Genomic DNA, 18823 nt, shown 5'->3' with positions numbered 1-18823 from the left:
CTTTACTCCTTGTCTTTGGGATCCGGCAGATGCCAGAAATCGAAAAAGTTGAACCAGTCGAGCGGCGACTGCAGCGCGTAGTGTTCCAGCCGTTCGGCGTAGCGGTCGATGATGTGTTGCAATGCCTGCTGGCGTTCGGCGCGCGGCAGCAGCAGCGGATCGGCGAACGGTTCGCAGTAAATGCGTAGTTTGCTCTGTTGGCGTAGGGCGAAAATCAAATTAACCGGGCAGCGCAAAATGGCTGCCAGGATAAACGGCCCTTGTGGAAAGGGGGCGGCTTGCCCCATAAAACGGCTCCAGCAGACGCGCCATTCACCGCCGCGCTGCGGGTTAACCGCAATACGGTCGCCGACAATAGCGATCCATTCGCCGCGATCCAGCTTTTCTTGCAGCAACATGGCGGTTTCCGGGCCGATATCGGTCACCAGCATCAGGTTCAGCCCGGCCTGAGGCGCCATCTCCGCCATAATTTGTTTAAAACGTTGCGCGTTTTCGCTGAACACCAGGGCGTTGATGGTTTTGCTGCCCTGCAGTTGCGCCAGCGCGCGGCAGGCTTCGACATCGCCGAGATGCGAGGCCAGCAGTAGTTTTCCTCGCGGGTCGCTAATATTTAGCGTCTCCTCGGCGCCTGCGGCAAAGACCACGTCGCGACCAAACTGTAACTCGCCGCGCCAGCTGGCGATTTTATCCAGCATCGCCTCGCCAAAGCGCAGGAAATGCCGGTAGCTGGTCAGAGTTGGCGGTAACGGCATCTGGCGCGCGGAGAGCTGTTCGCGCGCGCGGGTTATCCATTGTTGCGACGCGCGGCGCGCCGTCGCGGCCGTCAGCCAGTACACACCGACTACCGGATAAAGCAGCAACGAGAATGCCTTGCGCCCCAGCAGTCGCCACACCAGCAGCATCAGGCGCATTCCCCATAATCCTTTTACCTCCTGCTGGCGCGCCCAGTGCGGCGAGGCGCGGCGAAACAGCAGGGAGGGGATCCGCGGCAGCATGCCGAGGAACAGACGCGTGTGCATCAGCGAGATGCGGCAGTTATCTTTGAAGGCATCAAAATGCGACAAACCGTCCGGTGGATAGGTCACGCGGGTCGGAATAAAGTAGCTGGTGTTCCCCTGCCAGTAGAGGCGCACCATTACTTCGGTATCGAAATCCATGCGCTGGCCGAGCGTCACGCGCTGCGCCAGCCGCAGCGTTGGCATCACCGGATAGACGCGAAAGCCGCACATGCTGTCTTTCAACTGCAGTGATAGCGTTTCAATCCATACCCAGATGTGGGTTATCCAGCGCCCGTACAGGCGCGAACGCGGGATGGAGTCGTCGTAAATCGGCTGCCCGGAAATTAACGCTTCGGGGTGGGCCTGCGCCAGCGCCAACAGTTGCGGAATATCTTCGATGGCGTGCTGACCATCGGCATCGACCTGCACCGCGTGGCTGAACCCAGCTTCCGCAGCGGCCTGTAGTCCACGGATCACCGCAGCGCCTTTGCCTGCGTTCCGGGGTAAGCGGATTAGGGTCAGATTGGCAGTTTCCGCCGACAGCCGATCCAACTGCTGCCGCGTGCTGGTATCGCTGCCGTCGTCCACCACGATGCAAGGCAGGCCAAAGGGCTGCAGGCGCGCCAGCACTCGCGGCATCATTGCGCCGTGGTTATAGCAGGGGATCAGCACGCAGGGAGAGAAATCTAACGGCATAAGCGAATTTTCCCGCTGCTGGCGGTGTGTCGCGCTTCGCCGTCGTGGCGCAGATAGCTAAACGTAAGAGTCTGGCGCGCTTCCTGCCAGTTGAGGGCGAGCGTAACGGTTGTGTCCGGCAATAGCGGCGACTGAAACTTCACGTTCTGAACGCTGTGAAAACGCCAGCCGGGGGCCAGCAGCGTGGTGGCGTAATGCATCGCCCAGTCCATCTGCGCGACGCCGGGTAGTAGCGGCTGCACGGCAAAATGGCCGCGAAACCAGAATAGCGCCGGATCGAGATATAGCACGATTTCAACCCGATCGGCTTGCGGCTGACGGCGCTCAATTTCATGGGGCTTCACGAAATAACTCCTGTAATTGCGCGTAGACACGCTTGTTCATGCTGTTAACGGGGAGCTCGTCAATCACCCGCCAGTAACGAGGGATAGCCACAGGCTCCAGCAAGGCGCGCAGCGCTTTCCGCCACTGTAATTCCTGGCTTTTCCCCCAGCGGCGGCGGGTATCGTCGTCCAGCACTAACAACGCGCCAACGCTCTGGCGGCTGCCGCGGGTAATCGGCACGACGGCGGCCTCAAGAATGCCATCCAGCTCCAGTAATCGGTGTTCCACTTCGCTTAGTGAAATGCGCTTCTCTTCAATTTTAACCACCCGGTCGCGACGACCTGCCAGCTGGAATTGACCACTTTCATTGAATTGCAGAATGTCATCGACAACCAGGCCGTTATCGTCGGCGATTAGCGGCGAAAAAAGACGGAATGTGTCGCCATGCGGCTGAAAACGGATGCCGGTGAACGGCTGCCATGGCGTGTCATCCTGCAGGCGCTGACGGCAGGCGATAACCCCGCTTTCCGTGCTGCCGTAGATTTCATCCGGCCAGACAGCAAGCCAGCTGGCGGTTTGCATCGCATCCTGCCAGAGCAGCTTGCCGCCGGCGGACAAAATCATCGTGACCGGTGGTGGGGGCAACTGGCGATCGAGACGTTTGAGGAAAGCCGGACTGCTGATAAACAAATAATGATGATCATGGCTTAATGCCGCTAACTGCTCGGCGTACTCAATCATCGCCGCGTGCAGCGGCAAACCCAGCGCCATTGGCAAAAACAGGCGGAACGTCAGGCCATATAAATGCTGTGGCGCGACCGATGCCACTACTCTGATATCTGCCAGGCGTCCGGCATAGTGCGCAGCTAACAGCGCCGCCTCGCGGTCGAGACTCTTGACGGGCTTACTAATTCGCTTCGGTTCACCGGTAGAACCGGAGGTAAAAAGCTCAATATCGGCGTCATCGTCGATTGCCGGGAATGCGTATTCGTGGGGGGCGGCCGTCATTGCGGAATGCACAACCTGTACCGGCCCGCGACACGCCAGCGCCTTATCGCTCAATATGCCGTCGAAAAGCGCCCGCTGCTCGTTTAATAGCGACGCTCGGCTATGGCCAGGGAGCACAGGTGTTTTCCCCGCATGCAGCGTGGCCAACAGCGCAACCATAAACAGGTAGCTGTTGTCAAAACAGAGCGCCCAGCGCTCGCCTGGCTGCTGTTGCAAGCAGGAAAGCAAATGAGCGACATCGTAGCGCAGATGCGCCAGCGTCCAGCGGCGCTCTTCCTGCCACGCAATCAGAGTTTGCGGCGGGCGCGGGGCGCTGAGCCACTGGGCCAGCGTGAGGGGCTGCATCATGGTTTATCTCGTTTAATCACCCGCTGACGCACCAGCCACTCGCCGGCCATCAACATCCCTATTAGCAGATAGGAAATCATGCCGTTCCAGGCCGTCCACAGCGACATGTCGCCATGCAGCGCGGTAAATAGCGCAATACCGCCGTTGCCAACGAAAAAGGCGCACCAGATTTGGGTAACCCGGCGGGTGTAACGCACCGCACGTTCAGGAAGAGCCGGTTCCCGCAGCCGCGCCAGGCGCTCGACTATCGGCATGCTTGACCACAACGAGCCGCCAAACACTGCCAGCATCACAGTGTTCACTACTACCGGATAAAACAGCAGCAACTGATGGGCTTTTAGCAGATAGCTGGCAATGCACAGCGTCATGCCGGTTGCCGCTACGACCTGAGTGACCACGTTCAGCGGCCCCGCCTGTCGCCGGGTCTGGCGAAAGCGTAAAAACAGCAGTAGCGCCATTAACGGTAGTAACCATTGCAGACTGTTATGCGCCAGGCCAAACCAGACTAAAAACGGCCAGGCCAGCAGCATTACCCCTGTCATTAACGGAACGACCGGCAGCGAGCGGATGCCCGACACGGTGAATTACGCTTCTTTCAGTAAGTGTTCTACCGCATCGACGACATCCTGCACGGTGCGTACGGTTTTAAACTCTTCTGGCTTGATTTTCTTACCGATTTTCTTTTGCAGATGGACGATCATGTCGATGGCGTCGATGCTGTCCAGTTCGAGATCTTCGTACAGGCGGGCCTCAGGTTTAATATCCTGCGGATCGATTTCAAATACCTTCACCAGCAGCGAGGAGACTTCTTCGTAAATGGCTTGTTGTTCGGTCATGACGGTTCTCCTCAGGCACGCTGCGCTTGAATAAATGATGCCAGCGTGGCGACGGAGAAGAAGTGCTGGCGCATCTCTTCGCTTTCAGCCGACAGCACCACGCCATACTGATTTTTCACCGCCAGCCCCAGCTCCAGCGCATCGATGGAGTCCAGACCCAGGCCATCGCCAAACAGCGCGGCGTCGGTGTCGATATCATCTGCGGACAACTCGTCCAGGTTCAATGTACTGATTATCAGATTCTTAATTTCAAGATAAAGCGCTTGCATCATTAATTCCTGTTTCAGGTGTAGTGCCTGATTCTAATTTAAGCAAAATATGCCGGTTTAACTGCCGTGCGGCCAGCGCCGGTTCTTGTTTATTTGCCTCGTAAAACTGGTCTATCCGCAGCCGTTCTCCGACTTCGACGGTAAATAACGGCTTCGTTCGCGGCGCGTCGTACCATTTGCTCTGTTTACCCAGCATATGCTCGGTACAACGGATGATGACGACGCGCAAGTCGCTGCCGCAGCGCACGGCGATATTGGCCGCGCCGCGCTGCAGCTGCATTTTTTCCCCCGGCACCGTTCGGGTTCCTTCCGGGAAAATCAAAATAGTATCGCCCTGCTGTAAGCGCTGCCGGCTGGCCGGGAGCAGGGCATCGGCCCGATCGTTAATTAAATAATCTGCCGCGCGGATCACGCCGCTGACAAATGGGTTTTTCAGCAACGCGCTTTTCACCAGACAGTCGGTCTCCGGCATCACCGAGGCCAGCATCACGTAGTCGATAAGGCTGGGATGATTAGCGACCACCAGGCAACCGCGCTCCTGATGTAAAATATCGCGTCCTTTGATCTGGTAATCGAGTACGCCGACGCCTTTTACCACGCCGAGAAAACAGCGGAAACTGAGCGAAATACTGCGCCGTGCTATACGGCGGCGTCGGGCCCTATCGCGCACCAGGACCAGCAATAGATTGAACCAGACGACAGAGAGCAGCAGCCCGCCAAGGCCAAACAGCGCGAAACAAACACCGGTCATTGCCGCGCGCCAGAGCCGATTGAGCCGACACAGAAGCGCGTTCATGAACGGCTCCATTGCCACTGCACGCGTTCTCCTGGCAGCGTGAATGCGCGCGCATTTTGCAAATAATACTGTAAAAACAACAGGCTTTGCGGCAGCGCAATCTCTTCGACTGCATCATGGCGTTGTGCTTTACACTGCCATTCGCTTCCCGCTTCAATGACCCACGCCACCGCGTAGGGCCAGGTTGGCATCGTTGGTGGTAGCTGCGAGTGATAAAACTCCGGCAGAAAACCATCGAAATCAACCATCAAGATGCGCTGATAGCCCGCCTGTAGTAGAGCCATCACTTCATATAAACCCTGCTGGAAAGTATCGCGACCGGCAGAAAGGGATGACGACGCAATGGGCTTTTTCGCCGCAATCGTCAAATTACCGACGGCGGAATTATGTACCGACAAGGCGAAATCGGTAGGCGAGACCGCCTGCTCCATCGCCAGGGCGTGGAGGATCCGATAGTTACGCTCTAGTTCACCGTGACGGCTGGTATAGAGCACAGCATCGATCGCATGGCGGCGCAGCATCGCCAGCCCACACTCCACGGCTAGCCTGCTGCCGGAGCTAAGTCGGCGGGCGGTCATCATCGGTAATTCGCTAAGTTTGGCCGGCGCTGCGGCTGGATCGATGGCGTGCAAATGCTGTGACCACCGTTGCCACTGCTCGGTGCCACTGACTCCAGGCGCGAAGGCCTGCCAATCAACTATGTTAAATGAAAATGTCATCTACACGCGTCCGCGAAAAATCAATTATTTTTCTGACATATCAACAAGGTATGTCCAACGCCCAAATTATCGTGACGTTGTTCTACCCGGAAACCCGCCATTTCCAGATAGCGATAAAACTTCTCTACGCTGTAGAAACGACTGTTGCCGTTGGCCATACAGGTAAAGTAGAGCGAAGACGCATTCAGACTAAATGATGCTGCTTCAAACTTTTGCGCATCCCAGAACAGCTCCAGAATACACAGGCGCGCGCCGGGTTTCATGACCTGCGCGACGTTACTGAGTAGCGTGATAATTTGTTCCGGGGAAAAGCAGTCAAGGAACTGGCTCATCCACCAGATATCCGCCTCTCCTGGTAAGGGGGCGTCACTCAGCATATCCACAGCATGACAGTCAATGCGGTGGGTAAGGCCCGCATTTTCTATATTTTCGCGGGCCAGCGCAATTTGTTGTGGCAAATCTAATAACGTAATCGCGATATTTTCATCATACTGGCAGCAGCGTAGCGCCCACTTACCGGTATTTCCGCCGACATCGTACAGGGTTGCGGGCCGGCTGGCGAATACATGTGGCAGCGCGGCGCTAAAGGCACCGTCGGAATAGTAATGATCGAAAGCAAACCAGCTTTTACGCGCCGCTTGCGGAAGTTGCGATAATGCCGGGTAAATCGTTGGCCACTCACCAAAAACTTTTAAACCAGATGGTTTACCTTCCTGTAACGCATTTTCCAGAAAGAATAATCCCTGATAACAAACGTCCTGAGTAAAATCCATATTTACACGGGTCATCGTATCATGGAGTAAGAAATGTCCCACTTTAGCGAGGTAATAGCGTTCTTCTTTATAGGTAACAATACGCCCGCTTAATCCCATATCCAGCAAAACGCCTACAGCATATTCATTTCCCTCACAATTTTCGCTAATTGCTTCAAGGGTCGCGCCGCGTTTACCTTGCCGATCGAGATAATCCAGGATGCCTGAGTTACGCAGACATAACGCGGTTTGAAAGAGCATAGGGGCGAAAGCGATGCGTTGCGCTTCCGTGATAGCATCCAGTGCGCTAAGAGAGTCCTGTTGGTACACGTTCGGCACAACCTTTTTCAATCAATGAGAGGGGAACGGGCCAATACTGGCCCGTTGAGGAGTTACTTCTGCAACGCCGTATTAGCGGCGAGGGTAACCTGAATATCTTTATCGAGATTGTGCACCCAGCGATTATAGTTTCTATGAATCTTTCCGCCGGAAGCCATTAGATTAAGGCTGCTCACGTAATTAATAGAATAGCTTGTTGCTGAGTAGTTAATTTTAATATCCGCGGAGTGGGCTCGGTTTTGCAAATGCCCTTTGATAACGCCAGGACCTGCATCGGACATAATCCATTCACGTTGAATACCCGCCTGGAGAATAGCATTCTTGACCTGAGCTTCGGTATGACCCGCGCTAACCGTAGTCTGGACCTGTTCAATCGGCGCAGTGCGCGCGCAACCCGCCAGCGCGCCGACAACCGTGGCGGCAACAATCCAATGAATAACCTTTTTCATGAATACTCCCTATCGATATATTTGTTGAGAAAATACTTAGGTCAATGTCAAAAATAATAATATCGTCGTGATGTCGTGTTTTTATTCAGGTTGTTTATTTAATTTGTTTTACTTTAAAAATGTGACAAATAAATATCCTAATGTTATAGGAATGCTGATTTTCGGATAAAGCGACGGCGCAGGTATGCTGCGGGGTGAAGTATAAGTAAATTAACTCCGCTTAATCAATGAATATAATCGGTAAGTTATGTCTTAATTTTACGCATTTTAAATCGCCAATCGCCGTTGATTTATTGCCAGGGTAATATTGCGGCTAAGGGCTGCTTTTCTGTACACGTCGTGGTAATAGTGAAGCGTGTCATATCAATTTGGTGGAACCTAATGCCTGAACCCGTCGCCGAACCGGCGCTCAGTGGACTGCGCCTCAATCTGCGGATTGTCTCCGTCGTAATTTTTAACTTTGCCAGCTATCTCACTATCGGCCTGCCGTTGGCGGTTCTGCCAGGCTACGTTCACGATGTGATGGGGTTTAGCGCCTTCTGGGCCGGGCTGGTGATTAGTCTGCAGTATTTCGCCACGCTGTTGAGCCGACCGCACGCCGGGCGCTACGCCGATCTGCTTGGACCGAAAAAGATTGTCGTTTTCGGCCTTTGCGGCTGTTTCCTGAGTGGTTTGAGCTATCTGCTGGCGGCCTGGAGTAGCGGCTGGCCGTTGCTGAGTCTGCTGCTGTTATGTCTGGGACGAGCGATCCTCGGCATTGGCCAGAGCTTCGCCGGCACGGGCTCGACGCTATGGGGTGTAGGCGTTGTCGGCTCGCTGCATATCGGGCGGGTGATTTCGTGGAACGGCATTGTGACCTACGGCGCGATGGCGATGGGCGCGCCGCTGGGCGTGCTGTGCTATTCATATATTGGCCTCGGCGGCCTGGCGATGGTCATTATGGCGGTCGCTTTGGTGGCTATCCTCTGCGCGCTACCGCGAACGGCGGTGAAAGCGACGAAAGGTAAAGCGATGTCATTTCGCGCGGTGCTCGGCCGGGTTTGGCCTTACGGCATGGCGCTGGCGTTGGCTTCTGCCGGCTTCGGGGTGATCGCGACCTTTATAACTCTGTTTTATGACGCAAAAGGCTGGGACGGCGCGGCCTTTGCGTTAACGCTGTTCAGCTGCGCGTTTGTCGGCACGCGGCTGCTTTTTCCCAACGGTATTAACCGCCTCGGCGGCCTGAACGTGGCAATGCTCTGTTTTAGCGTGGAGGTTATTGGTCTGCTGCTGGTGGGCTTTGCACTGACGCCGCTGATGGCGAAAGTCGGGACTTTCCTCACCGGCGCGGGGTTCTCTCTGGTTTTCCCTGCGCTCGGCGTAGTCGCAGTAAAAGCAGTACCGCAGCACAATCAGGGCTCGGCGCTGGCGACCTATACCGTATTTATGGATTTGTCGTTGGGAGTGACCGGGCCGTTGGCCGGTCTTTTGATGGCGTGGACCGGGATACCAACGATTTATCTGGCGGCGGCAGGGCTGGTGATGGCGGCGCTACTGATGGGCTGGCGGTTAAAAAAACGGCCCCCGGTAGTTGAACCGGAGGCCGCTGCATCAGGGCAATAAAATTAGTTAATGACCAGCGTGTTGACGATGCTTTCTGCTTCGGTCTGCGCCTGTTGCTGGTTGTCCGCTGGCAGAGTGACCTGCAGGGTCAGCAGTTTGTCATCGACTTTACCGAGCAGCACGGAGGACCATGCGGTCTGCCCTTTGGCGGAAATAATGCTGTCCAGTTGCTGTAAGGTGTGGCCTTTGATCTCAATCGATTTGTTAGACACGACCTGCAGCTGCGGGTCGCGGCTGCGCTGCTGATCTTCCAGACGTTTGGACAGCACCGCCAGATCTTCATTAGTGCTGTCGCCGACGATCACAATCACCGCTTTCTGGCCGGTGGCGTCGGAATAGACGTGCATATTGTTGGCCTGGGTGCCGAGCTTACCGCTCTGGTCGGCCATACCTGCCGGCAGAGTGAAGCTCAGTTTACCATCCAGCAGGCTAATCGCCTGGCCGCTGGTGTTGCTCTCTGCTGCTGCCCCGACGGTCGGCGCTTTTGAATCGCTGTTATCACAGGCCGCAAGCCCCATAACCAGCAGGCCAATACCGACATATTTAACCAAATTGCGCATTGACATCTTCCTTTCGATAAACGGCCATTAACGGCTCATCCGGTTATCTTATCACAACCGTTAGCGAGTACCTTTAACCTGGCTGCAATGCCGACAAATCAGATTTATCCGCCAGTCTTTTCAACAGCATATTCAACAGCACGCCGTACATCGGCAAGAAGAAGACGATGCTGATAAGTACTTTGAAGCAGTAGTCGACGATGGCGATTTCCCCCCAGTGGGCGGCCATAAACGGATCCGGGCTGCGCCAGAAGGCGATGAAGAAGAAGGCCAGGGTATCGCTGACGTTACCGAACAGGGTCGACGCCGTCGGCGCCAGCCACCAGCGACGATTCTGACGCAGGCGGTTGAAGACGTGGACGTCGAGAATTTGCCCCAGCGCATAGGCCATAAAACTGGCGGCGGCGATACGGGCGACGAACAGATTAAAGGTGCCCAGCGCGGCAAAGCCCTGCCACTCGCCCATATAAAACAGCGCCGAAATGCCATAGGAAATAATCAGCGCCGGGATCATCACCGCGAAGATGATGCGTCGCGCCAGCGGGGCGCCAAAAATGCGCACCGTCAGATCGGTGGCGAGAAAAATAAAGGGAAAACTGAACGCGCCCCAGGTGGTATGGAAACCAAAAATGGAGATCGGCAGCTGGACCAGATAGTTGCTGGAGGTGATCACCAGCAGATGAAATAGCGAAAGCCAGACGAGCGCTTTCTTACGCTGTACGGTAGTAAAGGGATTCATATTGTGACCTTTTTATGCCCGTCATGCTTCATATCAATGAAGGAATCGGGAGCGGAACGTTGGGGTGAGGGAACCCAATTAAAAACGGCTGCATGATACTGCGTTGAGAGCGTAATGCAATGGTTGTTTTTCGCGCAAACGTTAACCTGGCTTGCGTACTGGCGAAGTGGGGGTAAACTAGGGCCGTTTTGTTGAAGTGAGATAAAAATGAGCGAACTTTTCTCCAGTCCTGACCATACGCTGGACGCCCTTGGGCTCCGCTGCCCGGAGCCGGTGATGATGGTGCGTAAAACCGTGCGTACCATGCCGGTGGGCGAGACCCTGCTGATCATTGCCGACGACCCGGCGACGACCCGCGATATCCCCGGTTTTTGCCTCTTTATGGAACATGAACTGGTGGCGCAGGAAACCGAAGCCCTGCCGTACCGCTATCTGATCCGTAAAAGCCACTGAACCCATCCCGGATAGCGGCGCGTTGCGCCTTATCCGGGCTACCCAACGATCTGGAACCGTGCTGCGCAAGCAGGGAATATCGCTTCAACATTACTTTTTACGCAATAACCGCAGAGCGTTAGCCGTTACCAGCACCGTCGCGCCGGTATCCGCCAGCACCGCCAGCCACAACCCGGTCAGGCCGAGAAGGGTCGTGACGAGAAAAATCCCCTTTAACCCTAAAGCGATGGCGATATTCTGGCGAATATTGGCATGGGTGGCGCGCGCGAGCGAAATCATCTGCGCCAGGCCGGTGAGGCGATTATGAGTCAGCGCCGCGTCGGCGGTCTCCAGCGCTACATCGGTGCCGCTGCCCATTGCAATACCGATGGTCGCCGCTTTCATCGCCGGGGCATCGTTGATGCCGTCGCCGACCATTGCCAGCGGCGCGTTGGCGTTAAGCGCCATCACCGCTTGCACTTTGTCTGCCGGCAGCAATCCGGCGCGGAACTCCAGACCCAGTTCATTGGCGATAGCCGCCGCAGCGCGCGGGTTATCCCCGGTGAGAATCACCCCCTGTACGCCCAATTGATGCAGCTCATCCACCGCCTGACGCGCATCGTCGCGCAGGGTATCGCGCAGCGCCAGAATGCCGAGCAGGGTATCATCGCGCAGCACCAGCACCACCGTCTGTCCGGCGCTCTCCAGTTGCTGGATCTGCGCCTCATGTTCAGCAGGTGCGGCCTTACTGGCCGCGCAGATTAAGATGCGGCTGCCGTTGACCTCGGCCTCTATCCCGGAACCGGCCAGCGCCCGCTGGTTGTGCGCAACGGGAATAGTCAGCTTACGCTGCTGCGCTTCGCGTACGATAGCCTGCGCCAGCGGGTGGCTGGAGCCTTGTTCAACCGCTGCCGCCAGTGCCAGCAGGCCGTTTTCATCAACGTCGGCGGCGGCGATAACGCGGGTGACCTGCGGTTGGCCGATGGTCAGAGTACCGGTTTTATCGAACGCCACCTGGCGCACCTGGCCCAATTGTTCCAGCGCCGCACCGCCTTTAATCAGCGCCCCGCGCCGTGCGGCGACCGCCAGACCGGAGGTAATCGCCGCCGGGGTGGAGATGACCAATGCGCAAGGGCAGCCGATTAACAGCAGCGTTAAGCCTTTATAGATCCACGGCAGCCAGGCGCTGGCGAAGAACAGCGGCGGTACGATGGCAACCAGCAGGGCGACCACCATAATGGCCGGGGTGTAGATCCGGCTGAAGCGATCGATGAAGCGTTCAATCGGCGCCCGGCGCTCCTCGGCTTCTTCAATCAGTTTGAGGATCCGGTCAATGGCGCTATCTCCCGGTTCGGAGATAACGGTCAACTGCACCAGCCGATCGACGCTGGTGGCGCCCGCCGCTACGCGCTCGCCGGCTTTACGTTCCACCGGTACCGATTCGCCGGTCAATGCGCTTTCATCGAAGCTGGCAAACGGTGATAGCAGCTCGCCATCGGCCGGCAGACGCCCGCCGGCGGCGACCTCAATCACATCGCCGGGGCGAAGGTCACGTTGGGCGACGGTCTCACGCTCGCCGTTGCGCAGGCGAACGGCGGTATCAGGTTTGAGCGCCATCAGGGCGCTCACGCCCTGGCGCGCGCGGCTGGCGGCCCAGCCTTCAAGCCGTTCGCCGATCAGAAACAGCAGCAGAACCATTGCCGCTTCGGCGGTGGCACCGATAAACAGCGCGCCGATAGCGGCAACGCTCATCAGCGTTTCAATGGCAAACCAGCTGCCGCTTTTAATCAACCGCAACGCCTGGCGGGCAACCGGCCACAGGCCGACGAGGGTAGTGGCGACAAACGCCAGCTTGCCGAACGGGTGGTTAAACTGTTCGAGCCCCCAGCTGAGCGCCATCATCACTACCAGACTCAATAACGCCAGGTTTTCCTGCAGCCATGAACGTTGCGGTTTCTCTTCCTGCGGCGCGTCAGCATCGCGCAGGGTATAACCCGCGGCGCGTACCGCGTTTTCGACCTGCGAACGGATATCGCTTTCGGCGTTGACCAGCAGCTTCTCGGTGGCGAACAGCACCTGCACCTGGCTGACGCCGTCGATTTGGCGCACGGCGGTTTCCACCTTGCGGGCGCAGGCCGCGCAGTCCATGCCGTCTACCTGCCAGCTATAGCGGGCGCCGTTGAGCGGGTGCTCAGCGGCGGCGGTTTCCCCGGCGCAGGCGCGATCGGCACAGCAGCTTTCAGCGGGCTCTGTCGCCGGGGTAAATTTGAATGACGAGAACTGGGGGACTTTTTTGTCCTGAGATTCTGGTGTCGACATGGCACCCTCCGGGTAATGATAATTTTCTCATTACCCGCAGGATACACTCTGGAGTCGACTCCAGAGTCAAGCAGTAAATTACAGATACAGCGCGCGAACGATCAGGAAGTGCCCGGCAAAGTAGAAGGCCGCGGAAATGGCGTTATCGGCGCGGAAACGACGGCGATAGTGGCTAATCAACCAGACGGCGTTACCCAACAGCAGCGAAGCGGCGCCAAGGAAGCCGGAAAGCGCAGTATCGGTCGGCCGCACGAACCACAGTTCACCCGCCAGCCACACCATCACCAGGGTCATACCGATAAAGGTCAGCACCGGCATGCGCATCTCTTCCAGGCGCGTCCAGATAATTGCCAGCAGCAGCGCGCCGAGAACCAACAAGACCAGCGGCAGCGGCCAGAAGAACGATAGCGTCATCTGGCTGGCGAACCAGATCGTATACAGCAGATGAGAGAGGAAGAATGCGCCGACCGCGTACATCACCCGCTGGCGCGGCAGCAGGGTTAAGGCATCGCCGAGCAGCGAAGCGCACAGGCCCGCCAGCACCAGGTAGCTAATGGCGTTGAACATCGGCGCCTGCCAGGCTAACAGCAGCAACAGAAGCAGGGTGACCGGTTTAAAGACCCAGCGCTGCCAGGCCGGCCCACGATAGGACGCATCGACGTATAGCCATGCGGAGAAACAGACAGCAATAAACGACCAAAGCATAGTAAGTCCCTGTATCTGTTATCATTAAATAAGCGATTGCGCTTACGGTACTGGATCTCAGTGTAGTGGTTTGGGCCAGAAGATGACAACGTTATTCAATGCGCGTTATCCTTATTCCTGATAATTCTTATGGGTACGCAAATGAGTAAAGTTCCGCTATTTTTTGTGCTGGTGGTCGCGGTGATTGTGGTGGCGGCCTCGTTTCGCTATGTGCAGCAGCGCCGGGAAAAAATGGATAACGACGCCGCGCCGCTGTTGCAGAAGCGGGTGGTGGTCAGCAATAAGCGGGAAAAGGTGATTAACGATCGCCGTTCGCGCCAGCAGACGGTGACGCCAGCCGGCAGCGAGATGCGTTATGAAGCGAGCTTCCGCCCGGAAAATGGCGGACTGGAAGTGGTGTTCCGCCTTGATGCGCCGCAATATCACGCGCTGAGCGTCGGCGACCGGGGAATGTTGAGCTATAAGGGCTCAAGATTCGTCGACTTTGTTGCCGATAACTGAGCCCTGGATTAACCGTTACTTTTTCTTCAGCGTGGCCTTTAGCTTTTTCTGCCAGGCCACCAGTTCAAATACGCCGAAGATGAAAATACGAATTTGCTCAAAACGGCTCAGCGGCGGCGCGTCTTTCGTCTGCGTCGCTTTCAACAGCGTCAGCTGCAGGCCATGCATCAGAATCATAAAAATCAGCGCCACGTTAACGAAGATATTCAGCGGTTTTGGGAAAGGTTGAAACAGATTCAACAGCAAAAACGCCCAAACGCATAGCATCAGCAGGCGGCCTAAATTAATCAGCATGGTTTTCTCCTTGTGCCTCGCGTTGATACAGGCGGTAGGCGACCTGTCCGGCGACTTTTTCGCGATACAGTTGCCAGTTTGCCGGAACCGGCGGTAGTCCGTTTTCTACTTCGCTCTCGACATAAATCAGCGCTTCATCAGCGAGCCAGTGGTTTTTTTCCAGCAGGCTGAGCGTTTCTTCCAGCAGCCCTTTGCGGAAGGGGGGATCGACGAAGACAATGTGGTGCGGCGTGCCCGGCTGGCTGAGAAACGCCAGCGTGTTGGTGTTGACCACCTTGCCGTTGCTGGCTTTCAGCGTCGCGAGATTTTTTTGTAGCTGCTGCGCGACGCCGCGCTCCATTTCCAGTAGCGTGGTGCTGGCGGCATAGCGTGATAGCGCTTCCAGCCCCAGCGCGCCGCTGCCGGCGAAGCAGTCAAGGCAGTGGGCGTCGACCATCGACGGCGCCAGCCAGTTAAAAAGCGTTTCCCGAACCCGGTCGGTGGTCGGGCGCAGACCCGGGCTCTCCGGCACCGGTAATTTACGGCCCCGCCACTGTCCGCCGATAATGCGGATCTGGCCGCTGCCTGCGTGATTTGGTTTCTTCATCTCTTTGCTCAAGTCTCAACTTCCAGCCTGCTATTCTAACGATCGAAGACCATTGACGAAACCTTAATCCGGGGGCGGTGATGCGAGTTAAGTTAAGTGATAGACTATCCAACTAATTTCATCATTTTTTCAGCTTCTGAATCGGTTGTATCGAAGCTGCGCCATGAATAAACAGCGAGGAGTGTGGTCGCAAATGGCAAAAGAGAAAAAACGTGGCTTCTTTTCCTGGCTGGGCTTTGGGCAAAAAGAACAGGCTCAGGAAAGCGAAACAGAACAAAAAGTAGAAGAACAACAAGAGGTTGCGGAACAGACTCCGGCGGCGGAAACGCCTGCGGAAACCGTACCCGCGGCGGAAACGGTAAAAGAAGACCCGGAGGCCTTTGCTGCCGAGGTCGTAGAAGTTACCGAACAAGTTGTTGAGAGCGAACTGCCGCATCCGGTGGCGACCGAAGCCGTTTCGCAAGAAAACGTGGCTGAATCGCCAGTGGCGGAAGAAATTTCTGTCCCAGAGACCGCTTTTGAAGAAGCGCCGGTTGTTCCTGCGGTAGAAGAAAAAGTCGCTGAACCGCTGGTTGAAGAGGTGATTGCCGAGCCGGTTATCGCCGAAGCGGTCGCTGAACAGACGCCGGAAGAGGTTATCGTCGCGGAGCCTGAAGTCATCGAAGATGAGGTCCTCCCGGAAGAGTCTGAAGCCGAATTAAGCGATGAAGAGCTTGAAGCGCAGGCGCTGGCGGCGCAAGACGTCGAAGAGGCGCCGGAAGAGCTGGCGGAAGAAGACGCGGAAACTCAGGAAGCGCCGCAGCAGGAGCAGGAAAAACCGACCAAAGAAGGTTTCTTCGCCCGCTTAAAACGCAGCCTGGTAAAAACCAAACAGAATCTGGGTTCCGGATTTATCAGCCTGTTCCGCGGTAAAAAAATCGACGACGATCTGTTTGAAGAGCTGGAAGAACAGCTGCTGATTGCCGACGTTGGGGTGGAAACCACGCGTAAGATTATTACCAATCTTACCGAGGGGGCCAGCCGTAAGCAGCTGCGAGATGCCGAGGCGTTATACGGTCTGCTGAAAGAAGAGATGAGCGAGATCCTGACGAAAGTTGAGGAACCGCTGAATGTTGAAGGGAAAACGCCATTTGTTATTCTGATGGTCGGCGTTAACGGCGTGGGTAAAACCACTACGATCGGTAAGCTGGCGCGTCAGTTCGAGCAGCAGGGTAAATCGGTGATGCTGGCGGCGGGGGATACTTTCCGCGCGGCGGCGGTGGAACAGCTGCAGGTTTGGGGCCAGCGTAACGAGATCCCGGTGATTGCCCAGCATACCGGCGCTGATTCAGCCTCGGTTATTTTTGACGCCATTCAGGCGGCGAAAGCGCGCAATATTGATGTGCTGATTGCCGATACCGCGGGTCGTCTGCAGAATAAATCGCACCTGATGGAAGAACTGAAGAAGATTGTCCGCGTAATGAAGAAACTGGACGTCGACGCGCCGCATGAAGTTATGCTAACCATCGACGCCAGCACCGGGCAGAACGCGATTAGCCAGGCCAAACTGTTCCACGAAGCGGTGGGGCTGACCGGCATTACGTTGACTAAGCTTGACGGAACCGCGAAGGGCGGGGTTATCTTCTCTGTGGCTGACCAGTTCAGTATTCCGATTCGCTATATTGGCGTCGGCGAACGTATTGAAGATCTGCGTCCGTTTAATGCGGGCGACTTTATTGAGGCACTTTTTGCCCGAGAGGATTAAGAATGATTCGCTTTGAACAAGTCAGCAAAGCCTATCTCGGTGGGAGACAAGCGCTGCAGGGGGTGACATTCCACCTGCAGCAGGGCGAGATGGCGTTCCTGACCGGCCATTCCGGCGCGGGGAAAAGTACCCTGCTGAAGCTTATCTGTGGTATCGAACGGCCGAGCGCCGGGAAAATTCTGTTCAGCGGCCATGATATCAGCCGCCTGAAGAGCCGCGAGGTGCCGTTCCTGCGCCGCCAAATCGGCATGATTTTCCAGGACCACCACCTGCTGATGGATCGCACCGTGTTCGATAATGTGGCGATCCCGCTGATTATCGCCGGCGCCAGCGGCGATGATATTCGCCGCCGCGTATCCGCAGCGCTGGATAAAGTCGGGCTGCTGGACAAAGCGAAAAATTTCCCCATCCAACTCTCCGGTGGTGAGCAACAGCGCGTGGGCATTGCCCGCGCGGTGGTCAACAAGCCGGCGGTGCTGCTGGCGGATGAACCGACCGGTAACCTCGATGAGGCGCTCTCGGAAGGGATTTTACGTCTGTTTGAAGAGTTTAACCGCGTAGGTGTAACGGTACTGATGGCGACGCACGACCTGGGGCTTATTTCCAGCCGTCCGTACCGCGTCCTGACGCTGAGCGACGGTCATATGCATGGAGGCCATCGGGGTGAATAAGCGCGACGCAGTGAACCAGATTCGCCAGTTCGGCAGCAAGTTCGATCGTCTCCGTAACGCCACCGGCGGCGGCAACGGCGGGCGTAATGCGCCAAAAAGGCCAAAAGCGGCGCCGAACCCGGCATCGCGGAAGAGTAACGTCTTTAACGAGCAGGTGCGCTACGCCTGGCACGGCGCGTTACAGGATTTAAAAAGCACGCCGCTGGCGACCTTCCTCACCATCATGGTGATCGCCATTTCGCTGACGCTGCCGAGCGTCTGCTATATGGTCTACAAAAACGTTAACAGCGCGGCGTCGCAGTATTATCCGTCGCCGCAGATCACCGTCTATCTGGAAAAAACGCTGGATGACGATGCGGCGGCGCGGGTGGTTGGCCAGCTGCAGGCGGAGCAGGGCGTTGAGAAAGTAAATTACCTGTCGCGAGATGAGGCGCTGGGCGAGTTCCGTAACTGGTCCGGGTTTGGCGGCGCGCTGGATATGCTGGAAGAGAACCCGCTGCCGGCGGTGGCGATTGTGGTGCCGAAGCTCGATTTCCAGAATACCGATTCGCTTAACACCCTGCGCGATCGCGTCTCCCGTATTCAGGGTGTCGACGAAGTGCGCATGGACGATAGCTGGTTTGCGCGCCTGGCGTCGCTGACCGGGCTGGTCGGCCGGGTGTCGGCGATGATCGGCGTGCTGATGATCGCCGCGGTATTCCTGGTGATTGGCAACAGCGTACGTCTGAGCATCTTCGCTCGTCGCGACACGATTAACGTCCAGAAGCTGATCGGCGCTACCGATGGTTTCATCCTGCGTCCGTTCCTTTACGGTGGCGCGCTGCTGGGCTTCGCCGGGGCGTTTTTGTCGCTGATCCTGTCGGAGATTCTGGTGATGCGCCTCTCTTCGGCGGTAACCGAAGTGGCGAAAGTGTTTGGTACTAAATTTGAACTCAGCGGCTTAGGCTTCGATGAGTGCCTGCTGATGCTAATCGTCTGCTCGATGATTGGCTGGGTCGCAGCCTGGCTGGCGACGGTGCAACATTTACGTCACTTTACCCCCGACTAAAAATTTTCTGGTATAATCTTTCCCTGCACTGAATATCTCTCTGCAGGGAAAGAGTCCCTGTTCGCCTCTTCCCTAATCTTTCATCTCC

The 18823-nt window shown here is 56.5% G+C and carries 22 protein-coding genes; 6 read left to right on the top strand and 16 right to left on the bottom strand.

From position 1 onward, the window contains the following. Positions 1-2 precede the first annotated feature (2 nt). The 10 genes from PGQ95_RS15950 to PGQ95_RS15905 form a co-directional block, all read right to left on the bottom strand. The gene (locus PGQ95_RS15950; protein WP_430918684.1) at positions 3-1694 is read right to left on the bottom strand and encodes a glycosyltransferase family 2 protein; all 1692 of its coding nucleotides are present in this window, start codon (positions 1692-1694) and stop codon (positions 3-5) included. Continuing rightward, the gene (locus tag PGQ95_RS15945) at positions 1685-2038 is read right to left on the bottom strand and encodes a hydroxymyristoyl-ACP dehydratase (protein ID WP_087859030.1); all 354 of its coding nucleotides are present in this window, start codon (positions 2036-2038) and stop codon (positions 1685-1687) included. Before PGQ95_RS15945 ends, PGQ95_RS15950 begins: the two co-directional genes overlap by 10 nt. Next, complete coding sequence (locus PGQ95_RS15940; RefSeq protein WP_430918682.1) at positions 2025-3374, bottom strand: AMP-binding protein; 1350 nt, start codon at positions 3372-3374, stop codon at positions 2025-2027. Before PGQ95_RS15940 ends, PGQ95_RS15945 begins: the two co-directional genes overlap by 14 nt. Further along, entirely contained in the window at positions 3371-3952 is a 582-nt protein-coding gene (locus PGQ95_RS15935) for a hypothetical protein (protein ID WP_430918680.1), read from the bottom strand. Before PGQ95_RS15935 ends, PGQ95_RS15940 begins: the two co-directional genes overlap by 4 nt. A gap of 6 nt (positions 3953-3958) precedes the next feature. Continuing rightward, complete coding sequence (locus PGQ95_RS15930) at positions 3959-4210, bottom strand: acyl carrier protein (RefSeq protein ID WP_047047899.1); 252 nt, start codon at positions 4208-4210, stop codon at positions 3959-3961. 11 nt (positions 4211-4221) lie between these two features. Continuing rightward, positions 4222-4479: a phosphopantetheine-binding protein gene (locus tag PGQ95_RS15925; RefSeq protein ID WP_045397051.1), complete on the bottom strand. Its 258-nt coding sequence runs from the start codon at positions 4477-4479 to the stop codon at positions 4222-4224. After that, positions 4460-5275, bottom strand: a complete 816-nt coding sequence (locus PGQ95_RS15920) for a lysophospholipid acyltransferase family protein (RefSeq protein WP_430918678.1) — start codon at positions 5273-5275, stop codon at positions 4460-4462. Before PGQ95_RS15920 ends, PGQ95_RS15925 begins: the two co-directional genes overlap by 20 nt. Next, complete coding sequence (locus PGQ95_RS15915) at positions 5272-5994, bottom strand: beta-ketoacyl synthase chain length factor (protein WP_430918676.1); 723 nt, start codon at positions 5992-5994, stop codon at positions 5272-5274. The genes PGQ95_RS15920 and PGQ95_RS15915 overlap by 4 nt, the downstream gene beginning before the upstream one ends. Positions 5995-6014: 20 nt before the next feature. Beyond that, positions 6015-7076 carry a methyltransferase gene (locus PGQ95_RS15910; RefSeq protein ID WP_123273284.1) on the bottom strand — a complete coding sequence of 354 codons (1062 nt, stop codon included), beginning with the start codon at positions 7074-7076 and terminating at the stop codon, positions 6015-6017. A gap of 62 nt (positions 7077-7138) precedes the next feature. Beyond that, positions 7139-7534 carry a hypothetical protein gene (locus PGQ95_RS15905; RefSeq protein ID WP_113373969.1) on the bottom strand — a complete coding sequence of 132 codons (396 nt, stop codon included), beginning with the start codon at positions 7532-7534 and terminating at the stop codon, positions 7139-7141. Positions 7535-7915: 381 nt separating this feature from the next. Here PGQ95_RS15905 and PGQ95_RS15900 point away from each other — a divergent pair, with 381 nt between their 5' ends. Then, a complete protein-coding gene (locus tag PGQ95_RS15900; protein ID WP_430918674.1) occupies positions 7916-9136 on the top strand; it encodes an MFS transporter in 1221 nt (406 codons plus the stop codon). Between the two features lie 2 nt (positions 9137-9138). Here the strand turns inward: PGQ95_RS15900 and PGQ95_RS15895 are convergent, their stop codons facing one another. Together PGQ95_RS15895 and PGQ95_RS15890 are read right to left on the bottom strand one after the other, a co-directional pair. Continuing rightward, on the bottom strand, positions 9139-9696 hold the full coding sequence (locus PGQ95_RS15895; RefSeq protein WP_045397026.1) for a DcrB family lipoprotein: 558 nt from the start codon (positions 9694-9696) through the stop codon (positions 9139-9141). A 73-nt stretch (positions 9697-9769) separates the two neighbouring features. Then, on the bottom strand, positions 9770-10435 hold the full coding sequence (locus PGQ95_RS15890) for a 7-cyano-7-deazaguanine/7-aminomethyl-7-deazaguanine transporter (RefSeq protein ID WP_213317318.1): 666 nt from the start codon (positions 10433-10435) through the stop codon (positions 9770-9772). 207 nt (positions 10436-10642) lie between these two features. Here PGQ95_RS15890 and tusA point away from each other — a divergent pair, with 207 nt between their 5' ends. Beyond that, positions 10643-10888, top strand: coding sequence for a sulfurtransferase TusA (tusA, locus tag PGQ95_RS15885; RefSeq protein WP_015703711.1), 246 nt, complete (start codon positions 10643-10645; stop codon positions 10886-10888). 90 nt (positions 10889-10978) lie between these two features. On the opposite strand, the gene zntA is transcribed toward tusA, so the two are convergent. Together zntA and PGQ95_RS15875 are read right to left on the bottom strand one after the other, a co-directional pair. After that, a complete protein-coding gene (gene zntA, locus PGQ95_RS15880; RefSeq protein WP_430918671.1) occupies positions 10979-13186 on the bottom strand; it encodes a Zn(II)/Cd(II)/Pb(II) translocating P-type ATPase ZntA in 2208 nt (735 codons plus the stop codon). A gap of 78 nt (positions 13187-13264) precedes the next feature. Then, a complete protein-coding gene (locus tag PGQ95_RS15875) occupies positions 13265-13891 on the bottom strand; it encodes a lysoplasmalogenase (protein WP_015369312.1) in 627 nt (208 codons plus the stop codon). A 141-nt stretch (positions 13892-14032) separates the two neighbouring features. Here PGQ95_RS15875 and PGQ95_RS15870 point away from each other — a divergent pair, with 141 nt between their 5' ends. Beyond that, complete coding sequence (locus PGQ95_RS15870) at positions 14033-14392, top strand: DUF2500 domain-containing protein (protein WP_162750185.1); 360 nt, start codon at positions 14033-14035, stop codon at positions 14390-14392. 15 nt (positions 14393-14407) lie between these two features. Here PGQ95_RS15870 and PGQ95_RS15865 read toward each other — a convergent pair whose 3' ends face one another. Together PGQ95_RS15865 and rsmD are read right to left on the bottom strand one after the other, a co-directional pair. Next, positions 14408-14686: a DUF1145 family protein gene (locus PGQ95_RS15865; RefSeq protein WP_015369314.1), complete on the bottom strand. Its 279-nt coding sequence runs from the start codon at positions 14684-14686 to the stop codon at positions 14408-14410. After that, positions 14676-15272 carry a 16S rRNA (guanine(966)-N(2))-methyltransferase gene (gene rsmD / locus PGQ95_RS15860; RefSeq protein ID WP_015703709.1) on the bottom strand — a complete coding sequence of 199 codons (597 nt, stop codon included), beginning with the start codon at positions 15270-15272 and terminating at the stop codon, positions 14676-14678. The genes PGQ95_RS15865 and rsmD overlap by 11 nt, the downstream gene beginning before the upstream one ends. Positions 15273-15465: 193 nt before the next feature. Here rsmD and ftsY point away from each other — a divergent pair, with 193 nt between their 5' ends. From ftsY to ftsX, 3 genes are read left to right on the top strand one after another with little or no spacing between them, the layout of a single operon-like run. Then, complete coding sequence (ftsY, locus tag PGQ95_RS15855) at positions 15466-17016, top strand: signal recognition particle-docking protein FtsY (protein ID WP_308957689.1); 1551 nt, start codon at positions 15466-15468, stop codon at positions 17014-17016. Positions 17017-17018: 2 nt separating this feature from the next. Next, positions 17019-17687 carry a cell division ATP-binding protein FtsE gene (gene ftsE / locus PGQ95_RS15850; protein WP_015369317.1) on the top strand — a complete coding sequence of 223 codons (669 nt, stop codon included), beginning with the start codon at positions 17019-17021 and terminating at the stop codon, positions 17685-17687. Then, positions 17680-18735, top strand: coding sequence for a permease-like cell division protein FtsX (gene ftsX, locus PGQ95_RS15845; RefSeq protein ID WP_015369318.1), 1056 nt, complete (start codon positions 17680-17682; stop codon positions 18733-18735). The genes ftsE and ftsX overlap by 8 nt, the downstream gene beginning before the upstream one ends. The last annotated feature ends 88 nt before the right edge of the window (positions 18736-18823 follow it).

Source organism: Klebsiella sp. 141240 (genome assembly GCF_050600805.1).
GTDB lineage: Bacteria > Pseudomonadota > Gammaproteobacteria > Enterobacterales > Enterobacteriaceae > Klebsiella > Klebsiella aerogenes.
The sequence above is the reverse complement of the archived record's forward strand: the minus strand, read 5'-3'. Positions and strand labels throughout refer to the sequence as shown.

Bases quoted from the DNA above. Each gene is read 5' to 3' on its own strand.
- PGQ95_RS15950 (WP_430918684.1), bottom strand. From the start codon at position 1,694: ATGCCGTTAGATTTCTCTCCCTGCGTGCTGATCCCCTGCTATAACCAC.
- PGQ95_RS15940 (WP_430918682.1), bottom strand. From the start codon at position 3,374: ATGATGCAGCCCCTCACGCTGGCCCAGTGGCTCAGCGCCCCGCGCCCG.
- PGQ95_RS15930 (WP_047047899.1), bottom strand. From the start codon at position 4,210: ATGACCGAACAACAAGCCATTTACGAAGAAGTCTCCTCGCTGCTGGTG.
- PGQ95_RS15925 (WP_045397051.1), bottom strand. From the start codon at position 4,479: ATGCAAGCGCTTTATCTTGAAATTAAGAATCTGATAATCAGTACATTG.
- PGQ95_RS15920 (WP_430918678.1), bottom strand. From the start codon at position 5,275: ATGAACGCGCTTCTGTGTCGGCTCAATCGGCTCTGGCGCGCGGCAATG.
- PGQ95_RS15915 (WP_430918676.1), bottom strand. From the start codon at position 5,994: ATGACATTTTCATTTAACATAGTTGATTGGCAGGCCTTCGCGCCTGGA.
- PGQ95_RS15905 (WP_113373969.1), bottom strand. From the start codon at position 7,534: ATGAAAAAGGTTATTCATTGGATTGTTGCCGCCACGGTTGTCGGCGCG.
- PGQ95_RS15900 (WP_430918674.1), top strand. From the start codon at position 7,916: ATGCCTGAACCCGTCGCCGAACCGGCGCTCAGTGGACTGCGCCTCAAT.
- PGQ95_RS15895 (WP_045397026.1), bottom strand. From the start codon at position 9,696: ATGCGCAATTTGGTTAAATATGTCGGTATTGGCCTGCTGGTTATGGGG.
- PGQ95_RS15890 (WP_213317318.1), bottom strand. From the start codon at position 10,435: ATGAATCCCTTTACTACCGTACAGCGTAAGAAAGCGCTCGTCTGGCTT.
- tusA (WP_015703711.1), top strand. From the start codon at position 10,643: ATGAGCGAACTTTTCTCCAGTCCTGACCATACGCTGGACGCCCTTGGG.
- zntA (WP_430918671.1), bottom strand. From the start codon at position 13,186: ATGTCGACACCAGAATCTCAGGACAAAAAAGTCCCCCAGTTCTCGTCA.
- PGQ95_RS15875 (WP_015369312.1), bottom strand. From the start codon at position 13,891: ATGCTTTGGTCGTTTATTGCTGTCTGTTTCTCCGCATGGCTATACGTC.
- PGQ95_RS15870 (WP_162750185.1), top strand. From the start codon at position 14,033: ATGAGTAAAGTTCCGCTATTTTTTGTGCTGGTGGTCGCGGTGATTGTG.
- PGQ95_RS15865 (WP_015369314.1), bottom strand. From the start codon at position 14,686: ATGCTGATTAATTTAGGCCGCCTGCTGATGCTATGCGTTTGGGCGTTT.
- rsmD (WP_015703709.1), bottom strand. From the start codon at position 15,272: ATGAAGAAACCAAATCACGCAGGCAGCGGCCAGATCCGCATTATCGGC.
- ftsY (WP_308957689.1), top strand. From the start codon at position 15,466: ATGGCAAAAGAGAAAAAACGTGGCTTCTTTTCCTGGCTGGGCTTTGGG.
- ftsE (WP_015369317.1), top strand. From the start codon at position 17,019: ATGATTCGCTTTGAACAAGTCAGCAAAGCCTATCTCGGTGGGAGACAA.